Origin of the sequence: Thermococcus sp. 101 C5, assembly GCF_009372125.1 — an archaeon.
Taxonomy (GTDB): Archaea; Methanobacteriota_B; Thermococci; order Thermococcales; family Thermococcaceae; genus Thermococcus_A; species Thermococcus_A bergensis.
This window is the reverse complement of the sequence record NZ_WHIZ01000059.1, coordinates 1-12,788: the sequence shown is the minus strand read 5'-3', so window position 1 is coordinate 12,788 and position 12,788 is coordinate 1. Positions and strand designations below refer to the sequence as shown.

The window sequence follows — 12,788 nt, the reverse complement described above, 5'->3', positions numbered from 1 at the left end:
TTCTCGGTTTGGTGGACCGCCTGGTGATGTGACTGAATGGCTTCAGGAGGTGATACCCCAGTTATCCTGACAGTATCTATGTCACCTATCGAAAGGCTTAATAGGTAGGAAAGCCTAAATTGTGTGGAGGTGTGAAAAATGCCCGAAAAGTTTGACAAGATATATGACTACTATGTGGACAAAGGCTATGAGCCCAGCAAGAAGAGAGACATCATAGCCGTTTTTAGGATAACCCCGGCTGAGGGGTACACAATTGAGCAAGCCGCTGGAGGAGTCGCTGCTGAAAGCTCAACGGGAACATGGACTACTCTTTATCCATGGTACGAGGAAGAAAGGTGGGCTGACCTATCTGCAAAGGCTTACGACTTCCACGACATGGGCGATGGCAGCTGGATCGTTAAGATTGCCTATCCATTCCATGCCTTTGAAGAAGCCAACCTTCCGGGACTTCTTGCGAGCATTGCTGGGAACGTCTTTGGAATGAAGAGAGTGAAAGGCCTCCGCCTTGAAGATCTCTACTTGCCCGAGAAGATTATCAGGGAGTTCAATGGGCCTGCCTTTGGTATAGAAGGAGTAAGAAAGATGCTCGAAATCAAAGATAGACCAATTTACGGTGTGGTTCCAAAGCCAAAAGTAGGTTATTCTCCAGAAGAGTTTGAGAAGCTTGCCTACGACCTTCTTACCGCAGGAGCTGACTACATGAAAGACGATGAAAATCTTACAAGTCCGTGGTACAACCGCTTCGAAGAGAGGGCAGAGATAATGACGAGAATAATTGAAAAAGTCGAGAGCGAAACCGGAGAGAAGAAAACATGGTTCGCCAACATAACTGCGGACATAAGGGAAATGGAAACTAGGCTTGAACTCCTTGCAGACCTTGGACTTAAACATGCGATGGTTGACGTCGTCATAACTGGATGGGGAGCGTTAGAGTATATAAGGGACTTGGCTGAGGACTACGGCTTGGCTATACACGGACACAGGGCAATGCACGCTGCCTTCACGAGAAACTCATATCACGGCATTTCAATGTTCGTATTAGCCAAGCTCTACAGGTTGATAGGTATTGACCAGCTTCACGTGGGAACTGCTGGTGCTGGAAAGCTCGAAGGTGGCAAGTGGGACGTTATTCAAAACGCTAGAATCTTAAGGGAGAGCCACTACAAGCCAGATGAAAACGATGTATTCCACCTTGAACAGAAGTTCTATCACATAAAGCCGGCATTCCCAACGAGCTCCGGTGGATTACATCCGGGCAACCTGCCAGCGGTCATAGAGGCTTTAGGAACTGACATTGTCCTCCAGCTCGGCGGAGGAACCCTTGGTCATCCAGATGGACCTGTTGCTGGAGCTAAGGCGGTAAGACAGGCAATAGATGCCATAATGCAAGGAATATCTCTAGAAGAATATGCAAAGACCCATAAAGAGCTCGCAAGGGCTTTAGAAAAGTGGGGGCATGTGACTCCGATTTGATCCTCCGCAACTTTTATATATTTTCTTCGCTTAACTTTTAGTTAGGGTGACCTAATTATGTTAGAAAACTTTGTAACATCATTGAGCACGTACCTTCTTGCAGTTTCCAACGGGAGTCTGATGATGGTTGCTTTTTATGCAGGTCTTTTTGTGGCCTTAATGACGACTCTTGGCTCGTTGCTTGCGATATTCTCTCATAAGATGCCTGATTGGGGTATGGACTTCAGCTTATCTTTTGCCGCTGGAGTAATGATTGTTGCGAGCTTTACGAGTTTAATACTCCCGGGGATTGAAGCCACTGGTAGCTTTGTACCTGCCGGAGTGGGAATTTTGCTCGGAATAGTTCTTATATACGCTATCGACCGCTTTGTACCTCATGAGCATTTGGTTAAAGGCTACGAAGGCCCTGAAGAGCTCAAGAACAAGTTGAGGGTTGTTTGGCTGATAGTTTTGGCAGTCATAATACACAACCTGCCCGAAGGCTTAGCGGTTGGGACATCTATTGTGTTTGACCTAAAGACAGGGGTTGTGACGGCAATAGCCATAGGAATACAGGATTTCCCCGAGGGAACTGTTGTTTCATTACCCCTTGCGACCCTTCAAAAGAAAAGGTTCCAGCCCATTCTGATGGGAGCTTTAAGCGGAGTTGCAGAATGGATCATGGTTCTTGTGGGGGCGTTTTTCTTCACCATATTTCATAGCTTGCTCCCTTATGGTCTTGGTTTAGCAGGGGGAGCAATGCTCTATGTAACGGTAAAGGAAATGATTCCAGAGATTTACAAACACGAGAAGAATGAACTTTTAGTAACTGCTGGCTTTTTCCTAGGTTTTTATATAATGCTCTTCCTTGATTCGATGCTTGGATAGTTCGAAGTTGGCACTTTTGTTTTTAATTTTTCGAAAACTTTATTAGAAAGACCGAACAATTAAATACAGGTGTGTAAAGATGAACAGAATTGGTGCATTGGCTTTAGCTGGTTTGATTGTAGTCGCTTTTTTAAGCGGTTGCATTGGCCAGAAGGAGGAAGTCCCTACGATAGTGATAGGTTCTAAGCCCTTTAACGAGCAGTACATCTTAGCCCACATGATAGCCCTCCTCCTTGAGGAGAACGGCTTCAAGGCGGAGGTTAAGGAGGGCCTTGGAGGGACTTTGGTTAATTATGAAGCCTTGAAGAGGGGGCAGATTCACGTCTATGTAGAATATACGGGAACTGCCTACAACAACATCCTCAAGCTCGATCCCCCGGAGAAGTGGGATCCCGACTACGTCTATGAGAAAAGCAAGGAAGAGATGTTAAAACGTGATGGCGTTCTAACCCTTGTAAAGCTTGGTTTTAGAGACGATTATGCAATAGCCGTTAAGAAAGAATTTGCAGAGAAGAACAACTTAGAAAAACTCAGTGATCTTGCTCCATACGCACCTAAGATGACATTAGGAACCGATCCGGAGTTCGCAACGAGGCCCGATGGACTTCCGAGGATTAAGGAGGTCTACGGCTTCACCTTTGGGGAAGTAAAGCAGATGGAGCCAACGCTTATGTATGAGGCAATAAAGAACGGACAGGTTGATGCCATCTCCGCCTACACGACCGATGCGAGAGTCGACCTATTCGGCCTCAAAATCCTCGAGGACGATAAAGGAGCTCTACCGCCCTACGATGCCGTCATACTCATCAAGAAGGAGTTCGCCGACAAATATCCGGAAGTAGTGGAAGTCCTCAAGAAGCTCGAGGGGCTCATTGACACTGACACGATGAGAGAACTTAACTACCAGTACGACGTGGAGAAGAAGGATGCGAGGGAAATAGCGAGAGAGTTTTTAATTGAGAAAGGCCTCCTTAAGGGCTGATTCTTTTTTCTTTATGGTGATTGAAATGCTTTTCAGGAGAATAGAAACCGTCGAGCTCAGAGATGTTACAAAAAGATACGGGGATTTCACGGCTGTTGATCATGTCAATCTCGAGATCATAGGCGGTGAGCTTTTAATACTCATAGGGCCAAGCGGCTCCGGCAAAACTACTCTTCTGCGAACTATAAACCGCCTTGTTGAGCCAGATGAGGGTGAGGTCTTCATCAATGGACGAAACATTAAGGAGTTTGATGTTGTAAAGCTTAGGAGGAGCATTGGTTACGTTATCCAGCAGATAGGACTCTTCCCTCACATGACCGTGAAAGATAACATAGGACTTCTTTTGAAACTGGAGGGCTGGAGTGAGGAAGAGATTGATAAGAGGGTTAAAGAGCTCTTGCATCTCGTGGCCCTTCCTGAAGACTTCGTCACTCGTTATCCTCACCAGCTAAGCGGTGGTCAACAGCAGAGGGTTGGCCTCGCAAGGGCCCTCGCTCTAAACCCGCCCCTTCTCCTTATGGACGAGCCATTCGGTGCCTTGGACCCTATTTTGAGAAAGCAACTCCAGGAGGAGTTTTTGAGAATAAAAGAAGTTCTTGGAAGGACTATTGTTTTCGTAACCCACGACATAGAGGAGGCCTTCAAGCTCGGTGATAGGATAGCGATAATGCGGGACGGAAGGCTCGTTCAGGTGGGGTATCCTGATGAGCTAGTGCTTAATCCAGCGGATGAGTTCGTTGCTAAGTTAGTTAATGCAGACAAGAAGTTCAAGCATCTCGACACCCTGAAGGTGAAAGACCTCATGGTGGATGTTGAGAAATACATAGTGGAGGTGCAGAGAAAGGACGAGTTGCTCCAGTGGATGAGAGATAAAAACATCGAATTTGCAGTTATAGTGGAAAAAGGAGCACTTAAAGGGGTTACGGATTTAAAATCTCTCTTAAAGTCGCAGGATTTAGAGGAAGCTCTTATGGAGCCCCTTGTATTTTCTCCCGGTGATTCACTTGCTTCCGCCTTGGCTGAGATGAAACGCAGGAATGCCTTTCTTGGAGTTGTAGTTGAGAGGGAAAAGCCCGTTGGCATTTTACTTGCTAATGAAGTTCTTTTAAAGCTCTTGTGAGGGTCTTTAATGGACATTAGATGGGTATGGGAGAGTCAGAACCTTGCCCAAAGGACGCTTGAGCACCTCCGCATGTTCGGGATAGCCCTGGCCTTATCGGTCGTTATCGGCGTTCTCCTCGGCCTTTACCTCTACAGGCGGCCAAAGTTGGCTCCAATAGCGTTCAATGTCCTAAACATCCTGGAGACGGTGCCAACGCTCGCACTCCTCGTTCTCCTCCTTCCCCTTCTTGGCCTCGGGGAGAAGCCAACGATAGCGGCCTCGGTCATCTACTCCATCCTTCCCATAGCGAGGAACACCTACACCGGGCTGACGAGTGTTGAGATGAGCTACATCGAGGTGGCCAAAGCGATAGGCCTCAGCGAGCGGGAGGTACTCCTGAAGGTGCGCTTCCCCCTGGCCTTACCTTTAATAGCGGCCGGCGTAAGAATAGCTGTTGTTTTTACCATGGGCGTCGTTACACTCGGCGGCCTTATAGCGGCTGGCGGCCTTGGGGCGCCGATACAGACGGGCATACACCTCTATGACAGGGACATAATTATCGTCACCGGTCTGTGGGTTGGGGCTTTAGCTCTCATCCTCGACGGAGTTGCTGCATTAATAGAACGCTATCTGAGGGATCGCTATGGTAGGCGTTGAGAGGGTTCTTGGGGCCTTTGGCGAGCACCTCGTTTTGACTTACGCATCCCTGTTTCTCAGCATAGCGGTTGGAATACCTCTGGCAATATTATCGCTCAAGAGCAAAAGGTTAGCTTCATTTATAATGGGCTTCGCCAACCTCGTTCAGGCCATACCGAGCTTTGCCGTTGTTGCCATAGTAGTTCCCCTCCTCGGGATAGGCTTCACCCCGGCGGTCTTTGCGATATTCCTTCGAGCGCTTCTCCCGATAGTCAAGAACACCTACGTGGGGCTTAGTGAAGTAGATGAAGCGATGATAGACGCTGCCCGGGGAATTGGGCTCACTGAGTGGGAGATCATAAGGTATGTCCGCTTTCCGCACGCTTATCCGGCCATGTTTGCGGGCATAAAGTTCGCCGCTGTTCTAGCAAACTCAATAGCGATATTGACTGCGATAATTGGCTCCGGGGGGCTGGGAAGTCTGGTCTTTGAAGGCCTGGCAAGCTTCAACACGGATAAAATCCTTGCCGGCTCGATCCCGGCCATACTGATGGCAGTGTTTATTGATATCAGCTTTTCCTACCTCGAAAAGAGGGTCACTCCGGAGGGCATAGGAGGTGGGTGATGTGAGGATTGTTATAGGGGCAAAGCCCTTCAACGAGCAGAAGATCCTCGCCCATATCATTGGTAAGCTCCTCCAGAGGGAGGGGTTTGAGTACGAGGTGAGGGTGAGCGAACCGAGGCTGGAGGCAAACCTTGAGGCGCTTGAAAAGGGAGAGATAAGCCTCTACGTCGAGTATACCGGAACGGCCTACAACGCCCTTCTTAAGCTCCCGCCTATGGGGGAGTGGGACGAAGAGAGGGTCTTTGAGGCGGTCAGGGAGGGGTTCAAAGGGAATGGCATAGACGTGATCGCGAGGCTCGGCTTCAGAAACGACTTTGCGCTTGCGGTGAAGATAGAGCTGGCAGAGAGGGAAGGGCTGAAAACGGTAAGCGACCTCGCGAGGATATCGAAAAGCCTCACCTTCGCCTGTCCCGCTCCCTACATCGAGAGGCCCGACGGCCTGCCGAGGCTAAAGGCTGTTTACGGCCTTGAGTTCAGGGAGATAAAGCCCCTTATGCCCCGGGAGATGTACGAGGCCATATCGAAGGGCGAAGTAGATGTGATCACGGCCTTTACGACCGACGCAAGGGTGGACGCTTATGATCTAAAGCTCCTTGAGGACGATAAAAAGGCCCTACCACCCTACGAGGCAATAGTGATAGCAAGAGAACTCCCCAAGGGAGCCGTGGAGGCGTTGAAGGCACTGGAAGGGAAGATAAGCACTGAAACGATGAGGAGGCTCAACCACATGCTCGACTTCGAGGGGAAGAGGGAGGAAGAGATAGCGGAGGTGTTTCTGGCCAGCCTTGGTATTTAAAAACCGTTAGAAGGTCGGTTTTTTAGGAAAGATGGATTTGTATGGTGTGTTATAACCCCAGGCGTTAACTTCGTCGTTGACGGCGGAATGGCGGTGAAGATGATTTACACCGAATAATTCTTTGTTTCCTAAGAATTTCAGCAGGGTAGAAAAATCAGTCAAACACTTAAAATGGAGAGAAAAGACCTCACTGGGGCATCTCCTTGATATGCACGTCCATCTGCGGGAAGGGTATCTCGATGCCTTCCTTTGTGTAGAGTTCGTATATGCCCTTGGTAAGGTCGCCCTTAACCGTCCAGTAGTCTTCGGTCTTAGCCCAGGCTCTTAGCTGGAGATTTATTGATGAATCTGCAAGTGCAGTTATGGCCACGCTTGGAGTCGGGTCTTTCAGAACCTTTGGATGGTTTTGCATGAGTTCCATGGCAAGTTTGATTGCCTTGTCTAGGTCAGTGCCATAAGCCACGCCAACCTCAACATCCACTCTTCGAATTGGTAATCGGGTGTAGTTTATTATAGGATTGCCCCAGACGAGTTTGTTTGGGATGGTTATGAGAACGTTATCTGGAGTTAATAGTTCTGTTGACATTACTCCAACACCATTTACTTTTCCCGTGTAGCCTGAAACTGAAACCACATCGTCTTTGTCAAAAGGTCTTAAAGCAGCAATCCAAACTCCAGCGGCCAGGTTTGTGAGTGTATCCTGCATACCAAAGCCTAGGATTAAGCCAATCACCGCTGATAAACCCAGCACAACGGATCCCGTTTCTATTCCTAGAGCCCTAACCGCCAGAAGTATCACTGCAACGTAGAGTAGTGCGCTCAAAAATCTTGCAAGGAACTCCACGACTAGTTCTGGAAGCTTGGTCTTTTTAAGAGCGCCTTTGAAAGCCCTTACGACAATCTTCGCTACAATCCACCCCACAACCAAAACTAAAATCGCAGTAATTACCTGCATTGGGGTTATACCAATATATGGAAGTTGCTGGTCAAACCGTACCATTCCAATTCACTTCCTTGGAGAAGAACTCAAATGCAAATTAAAAAATTGAAAATTGCTGTAAGTCACATCTCCTCATATTTTTCAATAAGCTTCTTCAAAAGCCTGTGGTGCTCCTCTTCGTTCTTTACTAACGCTTCAGCGAGCCCTTTGAACAGCGGGTGGGTCATCTTCTCGGCCATCTTCTTGTAGGTCTCTACCATATCCCTCTCTATGTCGAGGTGCATCTCGGCAAACCTTTTTACAAGAAGAGCCTGTTCCTTAGTGGGTTCTATCTCCATAGGTTCTTTCACGTGTTCATAACCTTTTCTAACTTTTTCAAGCTCTTTCTGAGCTTCAAGAATAGCTTTCATCAAGTGTTTGTGTATAATTGTATCGACGGCTATTCTTGTCACAACCGCCTCTGTATCGGTGTACTTCAACCCCTGTCCCCTAATCTTTGCCAGTCCTTCGGTATAACTCTTAGCTGCCTTATCCTCAGTTTCGGCAGCCTTTTTAACAAGAGGTTCGACCATAGGAATCACCAGTTCATAATATGGTATTTGAAAGTTATATACCTTTCCCATTATAGCGTCAGAGAAGAGTCAGTAACTCCTTTAAAAGTCTCGAATGCTGAAGTAAACTTTCCCTAATTAGTTTGAAAATCACGTCTTCTAAGGGAGATTTTGGTTTTAATTTTTCAAAAACTTCAAGTTCCGCGTTGTTAACCTCAATCAATCTGAACACTATCTCTTTAACGGTAGCTTTCTTTTCGTTGGAAAGGTTCTCTGGAAAGGGTTCCGCATAAAAAAGGGTTTTCCGCTCTGCAAGCTCCTCCCTTCCCATTCTGACTGCTGGAACCTTTTCCTTATAACACATTCCGCCGAGGTTATACACTTCAACGTTCTCCACAACACTGTCGCTCCAAAACTTTCCCAAAACTCTCTCTATTTCCATTTCTGCTCTAGAGAGCTCTTTTAACAATTTTTCTTGAAGAATAAAGTCAGAATAGAGTGATAAAAGTTCCTCTGTTGGTAATTCTTTTAGGAGCCTTTTGAGGCTGTTCTTTGTCTTTTTAATATCTTTTTGGGCGTTCTTTTCCATTAAGTTTCCTCCAAAAAAGTGAAAGAGTCATTCGAGGACTACAATTGCCTCTGGGTTCTTTATCCTTACTGCTAGGGCTTCACTTGCTAAAAACGCCACCTCTTCCCCCTCTGGTCCGAGCTCTTTTAGATCTGCATCCTGTCCGATGACAACGTCAAGAACTGCTGGGGTGTTTGCGAACACGATTACTTTGTTTTCGTCGATGCTTGGGGTAACTAGGATACCGCCTTTGAATACCTCTTTCAGAACCTCTATAAGCATTCTTCCACCCTTCTCGTGAACTCTCAAGAGCTTTGCATATCTCTTTGGATGGATTATTACCCCGAAAGGCCCTGCAGAGGCTTTTGATGCTTCTTGGAGAGCATTCATAAGTTCATCTAATGCTTCTTCTGTGTTTTCCCATGGGCCGAGCTTTAATCTTTTTATCCCTTCAGTTGAAAGTATCTCATTTATTATCAGGCTTTCCTCATCTTTGACAAGCAACTCTCCAGCTTTCACCGCTATTGCTGGGTCGTAAGTTCCGTCGTTAAGCTCTCTCAGCCCAATGTAGAACTTCTTTGTGAGCATGGGGATTGGCTTGTACTCCTGTTTAACTACTTTCACGCCATCCTCGAAGCTTATGATATCTACTCTAAATGATTGGCCAGTTATTTTTGTTTTTGGAAGTGAATGAGTTAACGTTCTCCCTTTTTCAATTGCATCGAGAAGGGCTTCCCTTAAAACCTTGAGATATCCATTTTCTCCCATTTCATTCTCCTCCTGAGAGTTGAGTTCAGTTTTGATTCCTGTCAATTCCTCAACCTCCTCAAATCCGCCTTTAAGCTCATTAATCTGCTCTGGATCTAAACTGAGCAGAAGAGCCATGAATTCTCCAACGTGTGCTTTTTCTTCCCTTGCAACATCCAAGAAGACCTTTTTAAATCTCTCATCTTCTGTGAATCTTGCCATCTGCTCATACAAGCTTACGGCATCGAGCTCGGCTATGGTTGCCAACCTTAGGGCTTCCATAAGCTCTTCCTTAGAATAGGGCTTATCCCTATTTATCAGAGTTGGGTTTATTGCCAGCACTCAAATCACCATTTTAATGTTCGACTTTCACGTTAATAAGGTTTTCCAAAGAAAATAAAAAGGATGTTAATTCAAAACTCACTTCGTTCTCAAAAACTTTGAGACGTAGGGGCTTTCCCCGGGTTTTCCCCTCCTGAAGTGGCCGCTCGGCTTTCCAGTTAAGAGCTCTTCAAACCATGCTTCATGTTCTATTTCCTCATGCAGAATAGCAAGTGCAAGGTCATAGGTTCTTGGATCCTTTCCGAGTGTGTAGTTGCATATCTCCGTATAAACCCCAACTGCACATCTCTCAGCTTCAAGGAGAACCTTCAGAAGGTTTTCGATGGTAGGCTCTTCTGGCAGATAGGCATCTCTACAAGAGGCCAGGTTGGCGAACTCTCTAATGTCTCTCGGTAGCTCTCCTCCAAGTTCGTAAATCCTCGGTACAAGGGCTTCAAAATGGTTTCTATCTTCAAGCCTTGCATCTTCAATTATCTCCTTAATGGCTTCTCCTTCTAGACCTGTTGCATGGTTTCTAAGTATGGTGTAGTAGTAATATGTTGTGAACTCTGCTGCAGCCGCTTTAACGAGAAGTTCTAGCAATTTCTCTACATCTATTCCTGCCCTTTCAATTAATCTCCTATTGTGTTCCGACATGGGTTTCACCAATTTTAGTATGTATTTTTTCTTAATAAGCTTTTCTATTTAGAAATAATTTCTAATTAGGAAAGCTTATAAAGTGCAGTGCATACTCAGAAACATGTGGAAAGAAAAAGCGGTTGGAGTGTTAAGGGAAAAGAGATACAAGCTTACTCCCCAGAGACTTAAGTTACTTGAGGTAATAGATGAACTAGGCCCTTCTCACCCTTCCCTCAGCGAAGTTTTCAAGAAGATCAAAGAAGAGTTCCCCACAATGAGCTTCTCTACCTTGTACTCTAATGTCATGGCTTTAAAAGAACTTGGCCTCATAGAGGTTTTTTCTGTTGAAGGGGAGACCCGAATTGAGATCAACACGGAACCTCATGTGAATTTGATTGAAAATGGTGAAATAGTTGATCTTACCGATCCGGAGATTATCGAACTGATTAAAGAAAAGCTAAGAAAAGAAGTAAAGCTTGTTAACGTTCTAATTGAGAGGGGATGAACTTTTTTGGTTCAATCAACCTCAAGGCTGAAGTCCTGATAGTCCATCCATATGCCGGTCTTCGTGACCGAGTCGTATTGTGCCTTCAAAAGCTCATAGTGTGCCTTCTCAACTTTTGCCAGCTCGTTAAAGATTTTCCTAACGTTTTCATCCTCGGCTTCTTCCGCCGCTTTTTCATAAAACTCCCACGTAAGCTTTTCCTGCTCCATCCCCAACTCTACAGCTTTAACCTCGCTAAGCTCTCCCTCATACTTCGGTGTAAGCTTTTCCAAAAGTTCCTCGTCAACCTGGGGCATTTCTGGTTTTTGAAGGAGCTTTTCTACAAACTTCTTCTCAAAAACATCCCAGTGTTCAGCCTCTTCTCCAGCCAAAAAGAGGAACATCTTTTTCGCCCTTTCATCCTTTGCTCTCTTGGCCATCTCGATGTAAAACCTGAGTTCTGCCTTTTCAACTTCTAAAGCGAGTGCGAGTGCGTTGATTTCCTTCATCCTATCACCGATTTAAATTTGGTTTTCTGGAGATATTAACTTTTTGATCTCTTCAAGCACTTCTTTTGCGTGTCCTTTGGCTCTAACTTTTATCTTCTTCCAGGCTATTTCTCCCTCTGGGCTAAGGATGAAGGTGCTCCTTATTACCCCTTCGTATTCTCTACCGTATAGCTTCTTCTTCCCCCAGGCTCCAAGAGCTTTGTGGAGCTCGCCACTTGGGTCACTGAGAAGCTTTACCTTTAATCCATGCTTCTCTTTGAATTTCCTGTGACTCTCTGGGGAATCCCTGGAAACGCCTATAACTTGAACTCCAAGCCTTTCGAATTCTTCAATAAGCTCGGTGAACTCTTTTGCCTCCGTTGTACAGCCAGGAGTGTTGTCCTTGGGATAAAAATACAGCACAGTCCACTTTCCCTGTACAAAATCCCTCAAGGGAGCCTCTTTCCCTTCTTCATCTGTAACTTTAACATCGAGGTAGCTCATGCGATCACCAAAATTATTAGGATAGCCTAATTCATAAACTTTTCTCGCAAGGCTTTTTAAGGAGAGCAGAGTAAAAATTTCTGGGATATGTCATGAAGATTGTAAAAATTGAAAATCCGCTCTTCCTCAAGGATGAACTTCTCAGATTTGTCTTCAGAGTCTACCAAGGGACAAATGGGGCTTACCCTGCATTGGAGTGGGTAGAAAATAAACCATCTCCTGATGATTTTGAAGGATTTAAAAGAGTTTATGAACCTTTTCTTGAGTTCAGGCTTAGGGATGAGTTTGATGAGCTCTATGTTCTCCGTAGCAAGGATGGAAGACTAATAGGTACCGTTGCTCTAGTGTATAACCTCGAAGGCAAAGAAGCATGGTGGGTGCCGAAGGAGATTAAAAACGAAAAAACAGGGCTCATAGAGTTCTTTATGGTCGACCCAGCCTACAAAGGAAAAGGCTATGGCTCAAAGCTTTTGCAATTTGCAGTTGAAAGGCTTAGGAAGCTAGGGAAAGAAGCATATGTGATAACCTTTCCGCATCTGGAGGCCTACTCATACTACCTTAGAAAGGGCTTCAAAAAGCTCATGGATTACAAAGAGTTCGTTGTGCTGAAAAAGGAAAGCTAAAGGACGTAGAGATAAAGCGCGAGCATTATCTGGATGGTCAAGAGCAAAACTGCAGAGAGCGCTATTAGCTTGTGTGTATTTCTCTTTATCTTCCTTCCCCAGAACAGCCTCCCGCTCGTTGCCGCAAAGAGGGCGTGTTTATAGTAACCTTTATTAGGGTTTTTGCTGAATTCTTTCAGGTGGTTGTCGTGATCCCCAGATGGGATCACAGACTCAAAGACCCTGAAAGCGTGGCATTCGCAATTCTTGACGTTTTAGCAGACTTCGAATCAGAAGGAAAGCTGAAGAACCTGCCAAAATCCAAAAAATTTCCAGTAAAAACAATACTGGCAATACTCCTCTTTAAACAATACTACAACCTACCTCTCAGAGACGCCCAGCACTACGGCAGAAAATTCTTCGGAGCAAACATTCACTACTCAACCCTCCACAACTGGGAGAA

The 12,788-nt window shown here is 45.8% G+C and carries 17 protein-coding genes; 10 read left to right on the top strand and 7 right to left on the bottom strand.

Going from position 1 to position 12,788, the window contains the following annotated elements:
• Window positions 1-138: 138 nt before the first annotated feature.
• The 7 genes from rbcL to GBV73_RS08765 all read left to right on the top strand — a co-directional run bounded on the left by rbcL (window position 139) and on the right by GBV73_RS08765 (window position 6,481).
• Window positions 139-1,473 carry a type III ribulose-bisphosphate carboxylase gene (gene rbcL / locus GBV73_RS08795; RefSeq protein ID WP_152880814.1) on the top strand — a complete coding sequence of 445 codons (1,335 nt, stop codon included), beginning with the start codon at window positions 139-141 and terminating at the stop codon, window positions 1,471-1,473.
• Between the two features lie 57 nt (window positions 1,474-1,530).
• A complete protein-coding gene (locus GBV73_RS08790) occupies window positions 1,531-2,340 on the top strand; it encodes a ZIP family metal transporter (RefSeq protein WP_152880812.1) in 810 nt (269 codons plus the stop codon).
• A gap of 79 nt (window positions 2,341-2,419) precedes the next feature.
• Complete coding sequence (locus tag GBV73_RS08785; RefSeq protein ID WP_152880810.1) at window positions 2,420-3,322, top strand: glycine betaine ABC transporter substrate-binding protein; 903 nt, start codon at window positions 2,420-2,422, stop codon at window positions 3,320-3,322.
• 25 nt (window positions 3,323-3,347) lie between these two features.
• The gene (locus tag GBV73_RS08780; RefSeq protein WP_152880808.1) at window positions 3,348-4,442 is read left to right on the top strand and encodes an ABC transporter ATP-binding protein; all 1,095 of its coding nucleotides are present in this window, start codon (window positions 3,348-3,350) and stop codon (window positions 4,440-4,442) included.
• Between the two features lie 9 nt (window positions 4,443-4,451).
• On the top strand, window positions 4,452-5,081 hold the full coding sequence (locus GBV73_RS08775; RefSeq protein ID WP_152880806.1) for an ABC transporter permease: 630 nt from the start codon (window positions 4,452-4,454) through the stop codon (window positions 5,079-5,081).
• The gene (locus GBV73_RS08770) at window positions 5,068-5,685 is read left to right on the top strand and encodes an ABC transporter permease (RefSeq protein WP_152880804.1); all 618 of its coding nucleotides are present in this window, start codon (window positions 5,068-5,070) and stop codon (window positions 5,683-5,685) included. The genes GBV73_RS08775 and GBV73_RS08770 overlap by 14 nt, the downstream gene beginning before the upstream one ends.
• A 1-nt stretch (window position 5,686) precedes the next feature.
• The gene (locus GBV73_RS08765; protein WP_371717077.1) at window positions 5,687-6,481 is read left to right on the top strand and encodes a glycine betaine ABC transporter substrate-binding protein; all 795 of its coding nucleotides are present in this window, start codon (window positions 5,687-5,689) and stop codon (window positions 6,479-6,481) included.
• Window positions 6,482-6,668: 187 nt separating this feature from the next.
• Here the strand turns inward: GBV73_RS08765 and GBV73_RS08760 are convergent, their stop codons facing one another.
• The 5 genes from GBV73_RS08760 to dps form a co-directional block, all read right to left on the bottom strand.
• Window positions 6,669-7,481, bottom strand: a complete 813-nt coding sequence (locus tag GBV73_RS08760) for a mechanosensitive ion channel family protein (protein WP_152880801.1) — start codon at window positions 7,479-7,481, stop codon at window positions 6,669-6,671.
• Window positions 7,482-7,543: 62 nt separating this feature from the next.
• Window positions 7,544-7,993, bottom strand: coding sequence for a ferritin family protein (locus GBV73_RS08755; RefSeq protein WP_152880821.1), 450 nt, complete (start codon window positions 7,991-7,993; stop codon window positions 7,544-7,546).
• Window positions 7,994-8,051: 58 nt separating this feature from the next.
• A complete protein-coding gene (locus GBV73_RS08750) occupies window positions 8,052-8,414 on the bottom strand; it encodes a hypothetical protein (RefSeq protein ID WP_152880799.1) in 363 nt (120 codons plus the stop codon).
• Between the two features lie 174 nt (window positions 8,415-8,588).
• Window positions 8,589-9,629, bottom strand: a complete 1,041-nt coding sequence (locus GBV73_RS08745) for an encapsulin (protein WP_371717075.1) — start codon at window positions 9,627-9,629, stop codon at window positions 8,589-8,591.
• A gap of 78 nt (window positions 9,630-9,707) precedes the next feature.
• The gene (gene dps / locus GBV73_RS08740) at window positions 9,708-10,265 is read right to left on the bottom strand and encodes a DNA protection during starvation protein (RefSeq protein ID WP_152880817.1); all 558 of its coding nucleotides are present in this window, start codon (window positions 10,263-10,265) and stop codon (window positions 9,708-9,710) included.
• Between the two features lie 103 nt (window positions 10,266-10,368).
• On the opposite strand from dps, the gene GBV73_RS08735 reads away from it, so the two are divergent.
• Window positions 10,369-10,752 carry a Fur family transcriptional regulator gene (locus GBV73_RS08735; protein ID WP_152880797.1) on the top strand — a complete coding sequence of 128 codons (384 nt, stop codon included), beginning with the start codon at window positions 10,369-10,371 and terminating at the stop codon, window positions 10,750-10,752.
• A gap of 11 nt (window positions 10,753-10,763) precedes the next feature.
• Here the strand turns inward: GBV73_RS08735 and GBV73_RS08730 are convergent, their stop codons facing one another.
• A complete protein-coding gene (locus GBV73_RS08730; protein ID WP_152880795.1) occupies window positions 10,764-11,240 on the bottom strand; it encodes a ferritin family protein in 477 nt (158 codons plus the stop codon).
• A 12-nt stretch (window positions 11,241-11,252) separates the two neighbouring features.
• Window positions 11,253-11,723: a peroxiredoxin gene (locus tag GBV73_RS08725; RefSeq protein WP_152880793.1), complete on the bottom strand. Its 471-nt coding sequence runs from the start codon at window positions 11,721-11,723 to the stop codon at window positions 11,253-11,255.
• Window positions 11,724-11,815: 92 nt separating this feature from the next.
• Between GBV73_RS08725 and GBV73_RS08720 the strand changes: the two genes are divergently transcribed.
• Window positions 11,816-12,346 (top strand): GNAT family N-acetyltransferase, encoded by a 531-nt coding sequence (locus GBV73_RS08720; RefSeq protein WP_152880791.1) that lies wholly within the window; start codon window positions 11,816-11,818, stop codon window positions 12,344-12,346.
• Window positions 12,347-12,480: 134 nt separating this feature from the next.
• Window positions 12,481-12,788, top strand: a 308-nt coding sequence (locus tag GBV73_RS08710) for a hypothetical protein (RefSeq protein ID WP_152878644.1), incomplete at its 3' end; no start/stop codon positions are given.